15 protein-coding genes are annotated in these 18,658 nt (G+C 47.4%); 11 read left to right on the plus strand and 4 right to left on the minus strand.

Annotated elements, in window-relative coordinates; translation table 11 throughout:
• Positions 1-38 precede the first annotated feature (38 nt).
• From AOA56_RS10735 to AOA56_RS10765, 7 genes are read left to right on the plus strand one after another with little or no spacing between them, the layout of a single operon-like run.
• Complete coding sequence (locus tag AOA56_RS10735) at positions 39-1,175, plus strand: class I SAM-dependent methyltransferase (RefSeq protein WP_053769641.1); 1,137 nt, start codon at positions 39-41, stop codon at positions 1,173-1,175.
• Positions 1,176-1,190: 15 nt separating this feature from the next.
• On the plus strand, positions 1,191-3,692 hold the full coding sequence (locus tag AOA56_RS10740) for a hypothetical protein (protein ID WP_024734045.1): 2,502 nt from the start codon (positions 1,191-1,193) through the stop codon (positions 3,690-3,692).
• Between the two features lie 50 nt (positions 3,693-3,742).
• Complete coding sequence (asnS, locus tag AOA56_RS10745; RefSeq protein WP_024734046.1) at positions 3,743-5,134, plus strand: asparagine--tRNA ligase; 1,392 nt, start codon at positions 3,743-3,745, stop codon at positions 5,132-5,134.
• Positions 5,135-5,159: 25 nt separating this feature from the next.
• Entirely contained in the window at positions 5,160-5,852 is a 693-nt protein-coding gene (gene vanR / locus AOA56_RS10750; RefSeq protein WP_024734047.1) for a VanR-ABDEGLN family response regulator transcription factor, read from the plus strand.
• Positions 5,842-7,002 carry a sensor histidine kinase gene (locus AOA56_RS10755; protein WP_024734048.1) on the plus strand — a complete coding sequence of 387 codons (1,161 nt, stop codon included), beginning with the start codon at positions 5,842-5,844 and terminating at the stop codon, positions 7,000-7,002. Before vanR ends, AOA56_RS10755 begins: the two co-directional genes overlap by 11 nt.
• A 1-nt stretch (position 7,003) precedes the next feature.
• On the plus strand, positions 7,004-8,059 hold the full coding sequence (locus AOA56_RS10760) for a metallophosphoesterase family protein (protein WP_034595059.1): 1,056 nt from the start codon (positions 7,004-7,006) through the stop codon (positions 8,057-8,059).
• A 39-nt stretch (positions 8,060-8,098) separates the two neighbouring features.
• Complete coding sequence (locus AOA56_RS10765; protein WP_053769642.1) at positions 8,099-9,601, plus strand: ATP-binding protein; 1,503 nt, start codon at positions 8,099-8,101, stop codon at positions 9,599-9,601.
• Here AOA56_RS10765 and AOA56_RS10770 read toward each other — a convergent pair.
• The 4 genes from AOA56_RS10770 to murC form a co-directional block, all read right to left on the minus strand.
• On the minus strand, positions 9,598-10,782 hold the full coding sequence (locus AOA56_RS10770; protein WP_024734049.1) for a ribose-phosphate pyrophosphokinase: 1,185 nt from the start codon (positions 10,780-10,782) through the stop codon (positions 9,598-9,600). The two genes, AOA56_RS10765 and AOA56_RS10770, sit on opposite strands and share 4 nt — an antisense overlap.
• 11 nt (positions 10,783-10,793) lie before the next feature.
• Positions 10,794-11,777, minus strand: coding sequence for an ATP-binding protein (locus AOA56_RS10775; RefSeq protein ID WP_024734050.1), 984 nt, complete (start codon positions 11,775-11,777; stop codon positions 10,794-10,796).
• A 16-nt stretch (positions 11,778-11,793) separates the two neighbouring features.
• Positions 11,794-12,897: a DnaD domain protein gene (locus AOA56_RS10780; RefSeq protein WP_053769643.1), complete on the minus strand. Its 1,104-nt coding sequence runs from the start codon at positions 12,895-12,897 to the stop codon at positions 11,794-11,796.
• Positions 12,898-13,034: 137 nt separating this feature from the next.
• Positions 13,035-14,417, minus strand: a complete 1,383-nt coding sequence (murC, locus tag AOA56_RS10785) for a UDP-N-acetylmuramate--L-alanine ligase (RefSeq protein ID WP_024734051.1) — start codon at positions 14,415-14,417, stop codon at positions 13,035-13,037.
• A gap of 371 nt (positions 14,418-14,788) precedes the next feature.
• Between murC and AOA56_RS10790 the strand changes: the two genes are divergently transcribed.
• The 4 genes from AOA56_RS10790 to AOA56_RS10805 all read left to right on the plus strand — a co-directional run.
• Positions 14,789-16,063, plus strand: coding sequence for a glucose-1-phosphate adenylyltransferase (locus AOA56_RS10790; protein WP_024734052.1), 1,275 nt, complete (start codon positions 14,789-14,791; stop codon positions 16,061-16,063).
• Complete coding sequence (gene glgD, locus AOA56_RS10795; protein WP_024734053.1) at positions 16,060-17,178, plus strand: glucose-1-phosphate adenylyltransferase subunit GlgD; 1,119 nt, start codon at positions 16,060-16,062, stop codon at positions 17,176-17,178. Before AOA56_RS10790 ends, glgD begins: the two co-directional genes overlap by 4 nt.
• Before the next feature lie 37 nt (positions 17,179-17,215).
• Complete coding sequence (gene spoVG, locus AOA56_RS10800) at positions 17,216-17,497, plus strand: septation regulator SpoVG (protein WP_024734054.1); 282 nt, start codon at positions 17,216-17,218, stop codon at positions 17,495-17,497.
• A gap of 564 nt (positions 17,498-18,061) precedes the next feature.
• On the plus strand, positions 18,062-18,658 hold a 597-nt coding region (locus tag AOA56_RS10805), incomplete at its 3' end, for a reverse transcriptase domain-containing protein (protein ID WP_242843455.1).

Genomic DNA, 18,658 nt, shown 5'->3' on the forward strand with positions numbered 1-18,658 from the left:
TTACAATAATACAAGAAAAAAGTAGAAAGGAAATGAAAATGGACGAATTGGCAGTGTACCTGAAAGAGGTATTTTGTATAGAACTTCTGTCCGCAATTCTAAGTAACCCAAGGGACAGGGAAAAGGCATGGAAAGTCCGGATACGTCCGGTGCTGAAAAAGGAGGAGCTTGTGTTCCAGTTCGAGGTCTTTATCGGGAAGCAGGTTTTTCACGAGAATCTGAGTGTGGAAGAGGCAGTTCAAAGGGCCTGCGAATGGCTGGAACAGTTCCGGCAGATGCAGATTGACACGAAGAGTGAGCGGGCCACAGTGCTGGTCAGCAAAAAGGGAAAAGTAACGGTGAAGAGAAAAAAAGTCAGCCGGTCGGATACCGGGGAACAGAATCTTTCCCACAACCGGGAGAAGCAGTATCTTCTCCGGGAGGGGATGGATATTCCGTTTTTAAAGGATCTGGGCGTGATGACACAGGATGGCAAGATTGTTCATTCCCGGTTTGACAAGTTTCGGCAGATCAACCGTTACCTGGAGTTTATCGATGATGTTCTGCCAAGACTTCCAAAGGATAGGGAGATCACAATTCTTGATTTTGGGTGTGGTAAATCTTACCTGACGTTTGCCATGTATTATTTTCTCCATGAAATGCGGGCATATGAAGTACGGATGGTGGGACTCGATCTGAAAGAGGACGTTATCCAGCACTGCAACGTACTTGCGGAAAAATATGGGTACAATCATTTGCACTTTTTAACCGGGGATATTGCACAGTACGAGGAAATGACGAAAGTGGACATGGTGGTGACGCTTCATGCCTGTGATACGGCGACAGATTATGCGCTTGCGAAGGCGGTATCCTGGGGAGCAGATGTGATTTTATCCGTACCGTGTTGTCAGCATGAGCTGAATGGCCAGATGGAAAACGAGGTGTTAAGTCCTGTTTTAAATTACGGGCTGTTAAAAGAGCGGATGGCGGCGCTTGTCACAGATGGGCTTCGGGCTGAGTATCTGAAAAGAGAGGGGTATGATACGCAGATTTTGGAGTTCATTGATATGGAACACACACCAAAAAATATTTTAATTCGAGCGGTGAAAACGGGGAAAAAAGCGGAAAATCAGCGCATAATAGATGTATGTGAGGATTTTCTTCATGTGAAACCAACGATAGGAAAGCTTTTATAAAAGGGGAGTTATTCAATGAGAAAAAAAGCGATACATGCGGGTATCCTGGCCAGTGTATTCGTAGTGGCGATGATTCTGTTCGGCTATGCGGTGAACAGAAATCATATAGATTTGACAGCAGATATCGGTAATGCGTCTCTTCCGAGAGTGTCGTTCGTATACAATTCCTATAAGATCAATACATTGGTCGGATATACGAGTGAGTTGGAGATGGCCACGCTGCGGGATCAGATTACGCCTGTGATAGATGGAAAGGTACAGATGCAGATCCAGGAAAACGACAAGGAAGTTCGATCTGTGGCCTACGAGGTCTATTCTATCGATGGAAAGAAAAAGATGTATTCACAGGATCTGGAACTGTCGGAGGATAAGGCGCAGATCGAGATTCCGCAGAAGTTGCTGGAGGAGGGCGAACGGTTTCTGAAGGTGACGCTCCGTTTTGATGATGGACGTGCCAGCTACTATACGAGGATAGCGGATGCCTCGAAATGGAATCTGGATCGCTGTATGGCCTATGTAAAAAATTTTTTCGATAAGGAGAGGAATAAGGAAGCGGCGGCGGAATTGCAGCCAGCTCTGGAGCCGAACAGCCAGAGTGATAATCAGACTTACCAGACAGTTACAATTCATTCGGATTTTGAGCACGTGACATGGGGGAGTCTTCAACCAGAGGTAATCGGTGATGTACAGTGGCAGATTAAGGAAGCTAATTCCATGTATATGTCTGTCATGCTGACGTACCAGGTGGACTGTGTCGGGGAAGAAAAGGATACGAAGGATCGTTACAATGTCAATGAATTCTTCCGTGTGCGGTATTCGGAGAACAAGCAGATGTATCTTCTGGATTACAACCGCACGATGAACCAGTTATTTGACGGTGGAGCAGGAGATGTGGATGAAAACGGTGTGCTTCTGGGAGTGACGGACTCTGATGTGGATTATCTTGTTAATAAGGAGGGGACAGTTGTCTCATTTGTGCAGGAACGGCAGCTTTGGAATTATAATAAGGAAAGCGACGAGCTTTCTCTTGTGTTTAGTTATGCGGATGGAGAAAACCCGCAAAATGGTTATGACCAGCATAAAGTCCAGCTTGTGTCGATTGATAAGGACGGTAGCACGACATTTACAGTGTCGGGATATGTCAACCGGGGAAGCCATGAGGGAGAGGTTGGAGTGAGTGTTTATTTTTATGACATCAACAAAAATTCAGTGGAGGAAAAGGTCTTTATACCAAGTACCAAATCCTATCCGGTGTTGGCAAATGATCCGGGCAAGCTTCTCTACTACAGCCATTCCAGCGGAAAACTTTATGTGATGCAGGAAGGAACCCTCTACGAGGTAGATCTTGTCCATAATACCCGGACGACTCTGGTGACAAATCTAGAGGAAGGACAGTATGTAAGCTCGGAGGATGGACATCTTCTGGCATACCAGAAGGAGGGCAGCATCAATCAGGCTACCCGGATCGAAGTACTCAATCTCTCAACGGGAAAGGGGTACCAGGTGGATGCAGGCGCCGAAGAGAGTATCCGGCCGCTCGGATTTATCCGCAATGATTTTGTGTTTGGAACCGCAAGGAGCGGGGACTCCGGCACGACAGCGTCCGGGGAGACTGTTCTTCCGATGTATCGTCTGGAGATCCGCAACCAAAACAATGAGACTGTCAAAGAATATCAGACCGAGAACGTGTTTATTCTGGACGTGGTTTTTGAACATGATATGGCAACATTGAAGAGGGCTGTGAAAAACGGAGATTTCTACGCCTACACTAGCTCGGACTATATCACAAACAATGAAGAGCGAGAAGAGAGCAGTATTACGCTGGAAACGTACACCAGTGAGCTGAAAGGCCGTGAGATGCGGATTACCTGTGAGGACGGGGTGGAGGACAGCTCACCGAAGCTTCTGAAGCCGCAGCTTACGATTGCACAGGATCAGATGACGCTCTCATTTGATTCTGTATCCAGGAAAGGCACCTATTATGTCTACGGATATGGAAAATTGCAGGGCATTTACCAGAATGCGGGCTATGCCGTTAAGCGGGCGGCCGAATTTAACGGAGTGGCAGTGACGGCCCGTCTTGCAAATGTTTATGAAAGTGGCAACCGTCCATACGCTTATGAAATTTCGGATCTTAAGGATACGACCGTGCGGGAGGGTGAGAGTACACTGGAAGCCTGCATGAGAATGATTCTTGCTACAGCGGGAAACGAAATCGATTTTCGGGAAGAGCTTGCGGAAGGGGAATCTATCCTTGATTTCGTGAACGGTGAAGTGGCCGGGGAAGCTCTGGAGCTTACGGACTGCAAGACGGAGGATGTTCTCTACCTGATAGGACAGGGAACTCCTGTGGCGGCCCTCACGGGCAATGGAAATACCCTGCTTCTGACGGGGTATGGCCGGACAAGTGTGCGATATCTTAATCCTGCAAGTGGAGAGGAGGATACTGTGACGTTCGAGGAGATGGATCGGATGGTAAGTGCAAGCGGGAATACGTTTGTGGGATATACACAATAGTGAGGTCATGCTATAATGATACAAAGTCAAAAGACTGGAGGAAAGTGAAGATGGAATTAGTGACAGTGAAAGAATTATACAGGAAAACAGACGACTACCTGGATAAGGAGGTAATGATCGGAGGATGGGTCAGAAGTATTCGGGATTCTAAGGCGTTTGGATTTATCGTAGTCAACGACGGCTCATTTTTTGAACCGGTTCAGGTCGTGTACCATGATACTATGGAGAACTTTAAAGAGATTTCCAAATTAAATGTCGGTGCGGCGATTCTTGTTAAGGGAATACTCGTTGCCACACCACAGGCAAAGCAGCCGTTTGAGATCCAGGCAGAGGAGATTACGATTGAAGGAGCTTCCGCTCCGGACTATCCGCTTCAGAAGAAGCGTCATACACTGGAATATCTGCGGACGATGACACACCTTCGTCCGCGGACCAATACCTTCCAGGCGGTGTTCCGGGTACGTTCCCTGGCAGCGTACGCTATTCACAAGTTCTTTCAGGAGAGGGGGTTTGTGTATGTACACACACCGCTGATTACAGGAAGCGACTGCGAAGGTGCGGGAGAGATGTTCCAGGTTACAACAATGGATCTGTTAAATCCTCCGAAGACGGAGGATGGAGACCTCGATTACAGCAGGGATTTCTTCCATAAACATACGAGCCTGACTGTAAGTGGACAGCTCAATGCTGAAACGTTCGCCCAGGCTTTCCGGGATGTTTACACTTTCGGACCGACATTCCGCGCGGAGAATTCCAACACGACACGTCATGCGGCCGAGTTCTGGATGATTGAGCCGGAGATCGCTTTTGCGGATCTGGAAGATGATATGGATCTGGCAGAGGCTATGCTGAAATATGTGATCCGCTATGTAATGGAAGAGGCTCCGGAGGAGATGAAATTCTTCAATTCCTTCGTGGATAAAGGGCTGATCGATCGTCTGAAAAATGTAGTAGAGTCTGAGTTTGCCAGAGTGACCTACACGGACGCCATTGAGATCTTAAAGAAGAACAATGATAACTTTGAATACAAGGTAGAGTGGGGATGCGATCTCCAGACCGAGCATGAGCGGTTCCTGACGGAGGAGATTTATAAGAAACCGGTATTCGTGACAGATTATCCGAAGGAGATCAAAGCCTTTTATATGAAGCTGAATGAGGATGGAAAGACGGTTGCTGCCATGGACTGCCTTGTTCCGGGAATCGGGGAGATCATTGGAGGAAGCCAGAGGGAAGACAACTATGAGAAACTCCGTGCACGGATGGCAGAGCTTGACATGGATCTGGATGAGTATGGATTCTATCTGGATCTGAGAAAGTTCGGTTCCACGCGCCATGCAGGATACGGACTGGGATTTGAACGGTGCATTATGTATCTCACCGGAATGTCCAATATCCGTGATGTATTGCCGTTCCCAAGAACGGTCAACAACTGTGAACTGTAGATAAGATCAGAAAAGGGGAGAAACAATGAATCATATTCTGGTTGTGGATGATGAGAGGGAGATCGCGGACGTTATTGAGCTGTATTTGAAAAATGACCAGTATGAGGTATTAAAGTTCTATACGGGTGAGGAGGCCCTCGCCTGTATAGAATCAACAAAGATTGATCTGGCGCTTCTGGATGTGATGCTGCCGGATATTGATGGATTTACGATTCTCAAGAAAATCCGGGAAAAATATCATTTTCCGGTTATTATGCTGACCGCAAAGACCGAGTATATTGACAAGATTACGGGACTTACGTTGGGGGCGGATGATTATATTGCAAAACCGTTCAATCCGCTGGAACTGGTAGCCAGAGTCAAGGCACAGATCCGGCGTTATACGAAGTACAACGACGGTGGACGAACAGAGAATGACGTCATTGATTTTGGGGGCTTGTTTCTTGACCGTAATTCGCACGAATGTGTGTTCAATGAGAAGGAGCTGACGTTGACGCCGATCGAGTTTGACATCTTATGGCTGCTTTGCGAGAACCGGGGCAAGGTCATCAGTTCGGAAGAGCTCTTCGAGAACGTTTGGCACGAGAAGTACTATAAGAACAGCAACAATACCGTGATGGTACATATCAGACACCTTCGGGAGAAGATGAGCGGTCCTATGGGAAAATCAGATTTTATCAAGACGGTCTGGGGAGTGGGATATAAGGTTGAAGAATAGACTGAAAAGATTAGAGAAAAGCAAATACAGGAAACTGAAAATCAGCCTGCTCTTACAGACAGTGCTGATTACCGCGCTGACAGTTCTGGTCGGTGGATTTCTGCTGGAATATATTATCGATGGCGTTTATAACGATGATGTATCTGAGATTTTCATCGGATTTTTGAAATTCTTTCATGTAAAAGAACCGGATGCCATCAGACTTTACTGGCGGATTCTTGGGAACAATAAGACGTTCTTTATGATGATCGGTTTTTTGGCACTGTTTGCGCTTTTTTTCTATATTGCTCTTTCCAAGATGATTACCTATTTGGAGGACGTGGAAAAGGAGATTGGAAAGCTTGTCTCACGTTCCACAGAGCCGATTCATCTCATCACGGAGCTGGAGCCGATCGAGACAAAACTGAATAATATCAAATATACACTGGAACGGCAGGAGCGGGAAGTGCAGGAAAGTGAGCAGCGTAAAAATGATCTGGTTGTCTTTTTGGCACATGATTTAAAGACCCCGCTCACTTCTATTGTGGCTTATTTAAGTATGCTGCAGTCTCATCCGGAGCTCTCAGAGGCGGAGCGGAGCAAGTACACCGGGATTTCCCTGGAGAAAGCGATCCGTCTGGGGAAGTTGATCGAGGAGTTTTTTGAGATTACCAAGTTTAACGCCCAGGATATCGTTCTGGAAAAAACGGAGTTGAATTTGAGCCGCATGTTGGAGCAGATTGCCGACGAGATGTATGGCGTCTTCCAAGAAAAGAGGCTCGAGTGCCAGGTGGAGGCCGCGGAAGATGTAATCGTACCTGCCGATCCGGACAAGCTGGCCAGGGTCTTTGACAATCTGATGCGAAATGCTGTCGCCTACTGTGACAGGGAAACGACGATACATATTCAGGTCTCCCAGGATAAGGACAATGCAAAGATCGTTTTTATCAATGAGGGGCCTAAGATTGCCAATGACAAATTACAGCATATTTTTGAGAAGTTTTTCCGGGCGGACAATTCCCGTTCCAGCGAGACGGGGGGAGCCGGACTTGGACTCGCTATTGCAAGGGAGATCGTAGAGCTTCACGGGGGTCAAATCCAGGCTCAGAGTGATGACCATGAGACCCGGTTTATCGTAAGCCTGCCAAAGAAAGAGAAGGGGGAACTTTAGGATGAGATTTATACATACGGCGGATCTGCATTTGGGCGTGAAGCCGGATGCGGGAAGCGCATATACAAAGGGCCGTCCGGAAGAGATTTGGGAAAGTCTGAGGGGGCTTCTTGCAAGATGTGAGAAGGAGCAGATTGATTTGCTGTTGATCGCGGGAGATTTGTTTCACCGTCAGCCTCTCCTGCGCGAGCTCAAAGAGCTGAATTCTATGTTTGAGGCGCTTACCCATACGAAGGTTGTCTTTACTGCCGGGAATCACGATTATCTGAAACCGAATTCCATGTACCGGAACTTCAGGTGGGCGGGAAACGTGACGCCGCTTTTAGGAGCCCGTTTGATGAAAGTAGAATTTCCGGAGTTTGGGACAGCGGTGTCCGGGTTCAGCTATCAGGAGAGGGAGCTCCCAGGTGGGATCCGGGTAGAGTGGAAATGTGTCCGGAGCATGGAGAACGAGATCCTTCTTCTTCACGGTGGGGATGAAAGGCACCTGCCTTTTGGCAGAGCCGAGGTGGATCTGCTTGGATACGATTATACGGCGCTTGGTCATATCCACAAACCAGACTTGGAGATGAAAGGAAAATGCCGTTACAGCGGTTCTCTGGAGCCAACGGATCCGAACGATATCGGAAAACATGGTTATGTCATCGGTACGATAGAACATGGTGTGGTGGAGACCGAGTTTGTTCCAGCGGCAAGGAGAGAATATCTGAACTTGGACATCCGGGTGGATCAGGAGATGACCGGGCGCCGCCTTCTGGAGAAGTTAAGAGCTGAGGTGCTGGAACACGGTGAGGAAAATCTGTACCGCTTTACTTTGGTAGGATTCCGGGATCCGGATATCCGTTTTGATACGGGCCACATGGACGTGGGAGGCGGCGTCCTTGAGATCCGGGATTTGACAAAACCTTCATATGATTTTGAGAAGCTTTTATCTGCCAACAGGCGGAATCTCCTGGGTAGATTTATTGAGAGCTTTCAGGGGGAAGAACAGAGCGAAGTAGGGCAGATGGCGCTCTATGAGGGAGTTCAGGCTATCTTGGAGACGAGGAAAGAGTAATCGTGAAACAAAAGAGAGAAGAAGGGGACGTAAAAAGAGATGAAGTTAGAGAGACTAGAATTATGGAGCTTTGGGAAATTCCAAAACAGAAGTATTGAGCTTTCCGACGGAATCAATCTGTTCTGTGCAGAGAATGAGGCAGGAAAATCCACCATTTATGCATTTATCAAAGGTATGCTGTTCAATGTGGAACGGGGCCGGGGGAGAGGTGCTGCCAAAGATGCGTTTCATCAATATGAGCCGTGGAGAAATCCCACCCAGTACTGCGGGATGATCCGGTTTGAAAGCGGAGGACGGCATTTCCAACTGGAGCGGGATTTTACCAAAAAAGGAAGGAAAACGCGGCTCTTCTGTCTGGATGACGGGGAAGAGCTTTCCGAGGAAAAGGGGGATCTTCAGGCGCTATTGATGGATCTGGACAGTGCAGGATTTGAAAACACCGTGGCGGTCGGGCAGCTAAAGGCACAGCCGGGAGAGGAACTCTCAACAGCGCTCAAAAATTATGCGGCCAATTATTACACCTCCGGGGCAGGAAATATGGATTTGGAAGCAGCGCTTCTGGGTTTACAGAAGCGGAAAAAAGAAGTAGAAGGGCTTCTCAGGCAAGCAGCTCAAAAACGGCTTGCCAAGCGCGAAGAAGCGGAGCGCGCGGCGGAATATACGGCAAAGGAGATTGACCGGATCCAGAGGGAGGCGGCATCCGGAGAGGAAGAGATTCGCCAAGGGAAGCGTCTCCTGGACACTTACGAGCAGGCGAGAGAGGAGCAGGTGAAGAAGAAATTTCCGGTCAAGGCAGGAATCCTTTGGATGGCTATACTGCTTGTATCACTTGTTGTCCTGCCGTCTCCGTTCCGATATTATTTGGCTGTGATTTTGACTGTGGCAGGAATTCTGGCGGTGTTTTTACTGATGAGACCGGAACCGGAGCAGGGACAGACTGAGGAAGAACAGACGGTGAGAAGAAGGATGGAGAAGCTCAAGTGGAACCGGGAGAAACTTCGTTCCGAGCGGAGAGATAAACAGGTGGAGTATGACAACATCCAGGAGCAGATTGCGGAGGCCTGTACCATATCAGTGGAAGAGAAAGAACTGGAAAAGAGACGAGAGGCACTGATTTTGGCAGAGGAGCGGATGCAAGAAGTCTCCGTGGATGTGAGAAAAGAGACGGGATTACGGCTGGCAGAACGTGCGGCTGAAATTTTTGGTGAGATTACCGGGGGACGTTATCCGAAGATTTTTATAGAAGAACTGGAAATCAGTATATTTGACGGTGTGAGAAAGATACCCCTTCATATGATGAGCCGTGGAACGATCGAGCAGATTTATTTTGCGATCCGGATGGCAGCGTCCGAAATCCTTTATGAAGAGAGTTGGCCAATCCTGCTTGACGATACCTTTGCATACTATGATGACAAGAGGATGGAGGCAGTGCTTCGGTGGATTGCCGCACAGAAAAAACAAGTGCTCCTTTTCTCCTGTCAGAACAGGGAGAAAGAAGCACTTGACAAGATGCATTTTACATACCGCAATGGATGGGACTAAATCTCCTGTCCGTTGCGGTATTTGTTTAATACATGCTGTATACGCTCGCTCGGGCTTAAGATACTGCTGATCGAGCCATCATGGTTCAGCGTATCGATCAGCAGAGCAATGTATTTGCTCATATCGCAGTTGATATAGTATGGACGGCTCAGAAGTTCCGGTGTCTGGTAGATCAGGTTGGTTGTGAGGATGTTGGTGATGATGCCTTCCTCGTACGCTTTGTCGAACTTCTCCAGACCGTTTGTAAATAGACCAAAGGTTGCGGCCGCAAAGATGCGGTTTGCTTTTCTCTCTTTTAACTGCTTTGCAACATCGATCATACTGTCTCCGGAGGAGATCATATCATCCAGGATAATAACATCTTTTCCTTCTACGGAATCTCCAAGGAACTCGTGGGCAACGATCGGGTTCCGTCCGTCCACAATGCGGGTGTAGTCACGGCGCTTATAGAACATGCCCATATTCAGACCGAGCACATTGGCAAGGTAGATTGCACGTCCGGTCGCACCCTCATCCGGGCTGATCGCCATCATGTGGTCGCTGTCGATTTTCAGATCCTTGACATTTCTAAGAAGACCCTTTACAAATTGATAGGTAGGGCGGACTGTCTCAAATCCACTCAGAGGGATCGCATTCTGTACTCGCGGATCGTGAGCGTCGAAAGTAATAATATTATCTACGCCCATCTTTACAAGCTCTTGTAATGCTAAAGCACAATCGAGGGATTCCCGGCTGCTGCGCTTGTGCTGACGGCTTTCGTAGAGGAACGGCATGATGACATTGACACGGCGTGCCTTTCCGCCAATGGCAGCAATAATACGTTTCAGATTCTGAAAATGATCATCAGGGGACATATGGTTGGTACGTCCGTTCAGGGAGTAAGTCAGGCTGTAATTGCAGACATCAACCATCAAATAAATATCTTTTCCTCGGATGGACTCCGTGAGGACTCCCTTGGCCTCTCCTGAGCCGAAACGCGGGGTAGAAGCATGAATCAGGTAATTATCCTTCTCATAACCTGTAAAGACAACGTCATCTTTAAAGACGTGTCCGTCTTCCTTTCGCCATTTGACAATGTAATCATTCACTCTCTTTCCCATCTCCTCACATCCGGTCAGAGAGATGATCCCCAGAGCGCCTACAGGGATGTTTTCCAGGTTTCGTTCTGTACGATGCAGCATTGGTTTGCCTCCTATTTCATTAGTTTCTTTTTGATTCTGATGTCGTCCCCCACAAGCCGGAGCAGACGGTAATTGCTGCTGATGCGGGAGAAAGTTCTTTCACTATATATTGATTTTATCTCATTTAATGATAAATTGGTAGAGATAATCGTGGATTTCTTCTGCAAAATACGATCATTCAGGCAGATAAAGAGCTGTGAAACCGTAAAGGAGTTGGTAAGCTCCGTTCCCAGATCGTCAATAATGAGAAGCTCACAGTCATCCAGCAGGGCACCGGCCTGACGGTCCTGCTGGTTTGTTCCGAACTCCCGGTTTCCGAGCAGATCAAAAAGCTGCGAGGACGTCACATAGATGACGGAATGGATCCGATCCATCAGCTCTCTGGCGATACAGTGGGTCAAAAATGTCTTGCCGACCCCGGTACTGCCGTAGATCAGAAGATTCTGAAACTCGCTGCCGAAGTGATCTGAAAAAGAGCGGCATACAGTAAACGCCTCCTTTGCCATATCAAGAGAGCTCTTGTGACTTACAGCGTCAATATAGTCCGAAGAATAGTAATCCATCCGAAAGGTGGAGAAATTCTCACTTTTCAGGATATCGGTCAGATTAGATTGGGTGTAGAGCAGATCGATCTCTGCTTTTTGGAAACAACGACACTTGCGCCCGTCTACATATCCGGTGTCCTGGCAGTCCGGACACTCATAGTCAGGCTCCAGATAGTCAGCAGGGTAGCCGGAAGCAAGAAGCAGCGCCTCCTTTTCAACGGTGAGCGCATGGAGCTGCCGGCGAAACTGTGCGGGAGCGTCCGTATTGCCGTCGATCAGTGCCCGGGCATTTGCGACGCCCAGATGGGAAATCTCATTATCGATTTCATGAATCCGCGGAATCTGTTCATATATTTCGTTGTAGCGGCGGGTAAGCAAGTCGTGCGTTCGCAGACGCTTTTGCTCATATATCCTCATAATGGTGTCGTACTGGGAATTCGTCAGTGCCATGCTGCTTCTCCTTTACTTAACTTTGTAAAAGCTGTCTCTCCAGGTCGTCCATGTTGTAGTTACGCTCTTCAAAATTGCTGAATTTCGTCTTCTTTACGGAAGGCTGGGAAGAAACCGATTTCTCTGAGCGCTTCTTCATATAGGCGGCATCGATGGCAGCGATATCTGCCAGGTGATGTACGCCTTTCTGATGCCAGTTTGTCAGGATCTTGTCCGCATATTCAAAGCTCGCCTGATGGGTGGCAGATACGGTGCGGCTGCATGCCTCGACGATAATGTCGATTGTAAAACCGAATTCCCCGGTCCATTTCTTTACAAGTTCCTTCTCTACAGGGGCGGCCATGCGTCCGGTAAGACCAAAGGCTTTCATAACGGCAGAACAGTCCCTGCTATAAAAAGTGGATGAGCGCTTCGCCTCGGAAACAGTTTTAATCCCCGCGTCCGCCCAGGCGAGGGCAACGGATTTGATATAATGCATACTCCGGTGTCCGTTTTCCACGCAGTACTCGATGAGATACTCCGTCAAATCCACCGAGAACTGTAAGCTATCGTAGAAATATGTAAGTGTCTCCACATCGGAAGGGGACAGGGTGCGTCCGATATATTGTTCGGCAATAAATAAGAGTTGCTTAAATTCCCGACGGCTCTTGTATTCGCTGATATCACCGATAGAAGGCTTGGAAGCGCAGGATGTCGGAGATATGTCATCCGAAGACGGCTCCTCGGTAAGGGCTGTATTCTCAGTGGCTGCTTCCGCAGAGGAGTATGCCACGGACTTGTCCGTAGGAACAGAAGGAATGGCAGGAGATAATCTTTCCTCCTTCCGGGACAGTGAATCGATCTGGAGCCCTGTCATCTCCCCATCCGGACCGTACTCAATCGTCAGTAGCCCTCTCTTTGCCCAGTATTTCAGAGCACGGATGATATCTCCTTCTGTATTCTCGAGAATCTCAGCGAACTCAGATACGGAGAAAGGAGACGTCTCTCCCATACGGCGCAGTAAAAGGAGATACACCTTGACGTATTCTCCGTTCGCCTCCGCCATGTAGGAATCGATGAACGCATTATCAATGCTCGTATAGTGATGGCCTGTACAATCTGTGATCTTTAACATACCCATTCCTTGAAACCTCTGTCTTTCTATTATTAATGTCTGTTTTTCCTAGAAGTAAGCGTATTATAGCACTTTCCGGCTACAAGAAAAAGGGTTATTTTTCCCACACTTTGTGGATAAAACGGTGTGGATTCTGTGGAAAACTAGCAGTTAAGGAGAGATTCTCCAATGTTTACAACATCTCCCGCCCCCATAGTTATCAACAGATCATCTTTCTTACATTTTTTTAAAATAAATGTTTCGATCTCTTCAAAGCTCGGAAAGTAGTGTGCGTCGCAGCCTTTTGCGGACAATTCGTCAACAAGAAGCCGGGAGGACATTCCCAGGGTGTCAGTCTCTCTGGCGGCATAGATATCTGCCAGAACAACATGATCCGCAAGAGACAGAGCATCTACAAACTCGTGGAAGAATGCCTTCGTTCGACTGTAAGTGTGAGGCTGGAAGATACACCAGGTCTCCTTATGCGGGTAAGACTTTGCGGCTTCCAGCGTGGCACGGATCTCCGTTGGATGGTGGGCATAATCGTCCACGATATGGAATCCGTTGACATCTCCTTTGTACTGGAATCGGCGGTCTGTGCCCTCAAAGGAAAGCAGCCCCTCCTGGATCTTTTCCATCGGGATGTCCAGAAGCGATGCGGCAGCAATGGCAGCCAGCGCATTGGACACATTGTGAAGCCCATTGACCGAGAGCCGGATGTGCCCTGCCTTGCGGCCTTTCACCAGAAGTTCGAAAGAAACGTTGCCCTTGTCATCGTGCCGGATATCGGCTGCGCTGAAATCAGCGTCTGCATTGTGGAGGTCATAGATGAGCACGTGGCAGTTAAGATCTGTCAGAATCTCATTGAGATGGCTGATCTCTCCATTGATAATCAGAGTACCGTCCGGAGGCAGAAGTTTGGCAAAGGTGTGGAAAGATTTCCGAATGTCGTCAATGTCTTTAAAAAAGTCCATGTGATCTTCCTCGACGTTCAGAATCAGGCTGATCTTCGGGAAAAAATGGTGATAGCTGTTTGTGTACTCGCACGCTTCGGTAACAAAAATCTCGGAGCTGCCAACCCGGATATTACCGTGGATAGCCTTTAAAATTCCCCCAACGGAGATGGTCGGATCCTTCTCCCCCGCCAGCAGAATATGGGAGAGCATGGAGGTCGTTGTTGTTTTCCCGTGGGTTCCGGCCACGGCGATTGGCGTCTCATAGTTTGTCATCAACTGGCCTAGAAGCTCGGCACGGCTTAACATTGGAAGGTTCCGGCGGACGGCTTCCTGGTATTCTTCATTGTCTTTGTGGATAGCCGCTGTGTAGACCACAACCTGCACGTCATCTTCGATATTGGAGGATCTCTGTCCGATAAAGACTTTGGCACCAAGCCCCTCCAGGTGTCTGGTCAGAGAGGACTCTTTATTGTCAGAACCGCTGATGGTGAAACATTCGTCCAGTAAGATTTCGGCAAGCCCGCTCATGCTGATGCCGCCGATACCGATAAAATGAACGTGAACTGGTTTCTGAAAATTAATTTTATACATAATCATACACTTCCGTTTCTGGATTTTTCAAAGGACCGTATACGGTGCAAAAGCCCGTCGGCCCGCTGTTCCCGTCCATTGTAGCATATCAAAATGAAAGATACAACGCTTCAGGCACAGAAGACCCGCTTTGGAATAGGCAAAAAAGTGGTTCTGAAAAAGGGCATGTCTGCATAGTAATTATATAAAGCGGACTAGAAGAATTATACAAAATCACAATAAAAACAACACTGTGTTGAGAAATTAATATTAAGATTATGTAAAATGCATAAAAAATAGTAGAAAAAGAACAAAAATATATAAAAATTACTCGATCTTTATAAAAAGTATGTTATAATAATGACATTAAATTACTGACAAGGGGTGAGGACATGATAAAGAAAGAGATGATAGCAATGCTGCTGGCCGGAGGACAGGGAAGCAGGCTCGGGGTTCTGACCGCTAAAGTGGCGAAGCCTGCTGTTGCGTTCGGAGGTAAGTACAGGATTATCGATTTTCCGCTTAGCAACTGCATTAATTCGGGGATCGATACAGTCGGGGTCCTGACACAGTATCAGCCGCTTCGTCTGAATTCTCATATCGGTATTGGGATTCCGTGGGATCTGGACCGTAATGTGGGAGGAGTTACGATTCTTCCGCCATATGAGAAGAGTACAAACAGTGAGTGGTACACTGGAACGGCAAATGCGATCTATCAAAATCTGAATTATATGGAGTCATTTAATCCGGATTATGTGTTAATTTTGTCGGGCGATCATATTTATAAGATGGATTATGAAGTGATGCTGGATTATCACAAAGAACACAATGCAGACGTTACCATTGCGGCTATGCCTGTGCCTTTGGAGGAGGCAAGCCGGTTCGGTATTGTCGTTGCGGATGAGGAGGGACGTATCAATGATTTCCAGGAGAAGCCAAAAGAGCCAAGGAGCAATCTGGCTTCCATGGGAATTTATATTTTCAGTTGGCCGGTGCTCAAAGACGCGCTTGTAAAAATGTCAGATGAACCGTCTTGTGATTTTGGAAAGCATGTGATTCCGTACTGCCATGAGAATGGTAAACGGCTTTTTGCATACGAGTATAATGGCTATTGGAAAGACGTGGGAACTCTTGGTTCGTACTGGGAAGCCAATATGGAGCTGATCGACCTGATTCCGGAATTCAATCTTTACGAGGAGTTCTGGAAGATCTATACGAACAGTTCGGCTTTGCCACCGCAGTATATTTCTGAACAGGCAGTTGTGGAGCGCAGCATTATCAGTAATGGTTCCGAAATTTACGGAGAAGTCCGAAATTCCGTGATCGGTGCCGGAGTTGTGATTGGAAAAGGCACAGTGGTGCGGGATTCCATCATTATGCAGGATACCGTCATCGGAGAAAACGGTGTGATCGATAAATCGATCATCGCAGAAAATGTACGGATTGGCGATCATGTGACGCTTGGCATCGGAAGTGATGTACCAAATAAAGAAAAACCAGCGGTTTATTCGTTCGGACTAGTGACGATAGGGGAAAACTCCGTGATCCCGTCTAGTGTGCAGATCGGCAAGAATACAGCTATCAGCGGCGTTACAGAGGCAGAGGATTATCCGAACGGCGTACTGGAGAGCGGCGAGACATTGATAAAGGCAGGTGAACGCGTATGAGAGCAGTAGGGATCATTCTGGCAGGCGGCAATAATCATAAAATGCGTGAACTGACATATAAGCGGGCTGTAGCGGCAATGCCGGTGGCGGGCAGTTATCGGTGCATTGATTTTGCGCTCAGCAATATGACCAATTCCCACATTCAGAAGGTGGCAGTACTGACACAGTACAATGCCAGGTCTTTAAATGAGCATTTAAGCTCATCCAAGTGGTGGGATTTCGGAAGAAAGCAGGGGGGACTTTTTGTATTCACCCCAACCATTACATTGGAAAATGGTAACTGGTACAGGGGAACCGCGGATGCGATTTATCAAAATCTCGATTTCCTGAAGAAGTGCCATGAGCCGTACGTCATTATCACATCCGGTGATGCGGTGTACAAGATGGATTACAATGACGTCTTGGAATACCACATTAAGAAAAAGGCGGATATTACTGTTGTGTGCAAGGAACTTGTACCGGGAGAGGATGCTACGAGATTTGGGACGATCAAGATGGACGACTCCATGCGGATTCAGGAGTTTGAAGAAAAGCCGATGGTGGCAAATTCTAACACGATCTCCACTGGAATCTATGTAATTCGCAGAAGACAGCTCATCGACCTGATCGAACATGCGGCACAGGAAGACAGGTATGATTTTGTAAACGATATCCTGATCCGGTATAAGAATCTCAAAAAGATTTACGGATATAAGATCTCTGGGTACTGGAGCAATATCTCGACAGCGGAGGCCTACTATCATACAAATATGGATTTTTTGAAACCGGAAGTGCGGAATCACTTCTTCAAAGAGTATCCTCCGGTATATTCCAAGGTCAGCGACCTTCCGCCGGCCAAATATAATCCGGGATCTTATGTGAAGAACAGTCTCGTTTCCAGCGGATGCATTGTCAATGGAACAGTGGAGAATTCCATCCTGTTCAAGAAAGCATTTGTCGGAAACAACTGCGTGATTAGAAATTCCATTATTATGAATGATGTTTATCTTGGTGATAATACATATATTGAAAACTGTATCGTGGAGAGTCGCGATACGATCCGTGCCAATACAAGACACGTCGGGGAAAACGGCATCAAAATCGTTGTCGAAAAGAATGAGAGATATGCGCTTTAGCGAACATATATAGATACGTAAGAAAGGGGCAGGTACTATGCAGATTACAGATGTGCGCGTAAGGAAAGTAGCAAAAGAGGGGAAATTAAAAGCAGTTGTGTCAATCACGATGGACGAGGAATTCGTGGTGCATGACATTAAAGTGATTGAAGGGGAAAAAGGGCTGTTCATCGCAATGCCGAGTAAAAAGGCTTTGGACGGAGAGTACAGAGATATCGCTCACCCAATCAACTCTGATACAAGAAACCGTATCCAGAGCATGATCCTCGAAAAATATGAGCAGGCTTTGACGGAAGAGAACGGAGAAGACCAGGAATAAAGGAAGAGTTTTCGTTATTGTAAAGGACAAAAAAGGGGGATGTTGCGGCATCCCTCTTTTTTCGCGTATGACGGGCATGCCGTCAGTCTGTGGTGAAAGTCCACAAGGGGCGTAGTTGCCGACGAACCCCATAGCGACTCCCAAGGTCTACATCGTGAGGTGCAAGCGAGAAGAAGGGATAGCGAAATCGTAGCCTGACGAACAGAAATCTGATATAAGGCACACATGGCGGATAAGCTGGCGCGAGACAGTGAAGTCCGAAAGGCAACCGTAACCCATGTGTGTAAATCAGGCAGGTAGACGAGGAAAGATTGGCAGGCTTATCCCGTGAGGTCTCACAGGCGGGGAAATACCGTAGTAACAACGAACTGTGAGAAGTCAGCAGAAGCCATAGTAGGTAAAGCCCTGAAATGGGAGTTGCTGAAGGGCTGAACAATGTAACCGTGTAATCAAATGTATGCCCCATGGAATACCTGACAGCAGGAAGGGCAAAACGTAAATGAGCAGGTACTGCACAACTTAGGGTGAATCCATGGGAACGGAAAGGAGAAAGCACACAAGGCAATGTCAGAACTGTTGGAAAAGATACTGTCCAAAGACAATATGAACACTGCATACAAGAGAGTCTGTGCCAATAAAGGCGCAGGAGGAGTAGACGGTGTATCAGTCGAAGAACTTGGCGATCATATCAAAGAGAATTGGGAAAGTATCAGGAATCAGATCAGGAACAGGGAGTACAAGCCCCAGCCAGTCAAGAGGGTGGAGATACCTAAGTCAAACGGCGGAATGAGAAAACTCGGAATCCCTACGGTAATGGACAGGGTAATACAACAAGGCATCGTACAGGTGATAAGTCCAATGTGTGAGCCTTTGTTTTCAGAGTGGAGTTATGGTTTCAGACCGAGCAAGAGCTGTGAAATGGCAATCAGGCAACTGCTCGTATATCTAAACGAGGGATATGAATGGATTGTGGACATCGACTTGGAGAAATTTTTCGATAATGTACCGCAGGACAAGTTGATGAGTCTGGTTCATGACATTATCAACGATGGCGATACAGAATCCTTAATCCGTAAGTATCTGAAAGCAGGAGTCATGACAACGCAAGGATATGAGGAAACAAAACGCGGAACCCCGCAGGGAGGATTATGTGGAGCTCCA

The organism is Sellimonas intestinalis (genome assembly GCF_001280875.1).
GTDB lineage: Bacteria > Bacillota > Clostridia > Lachnospirales > Lachnospiraceae > Sellimonas > Sellimonas intestinalis.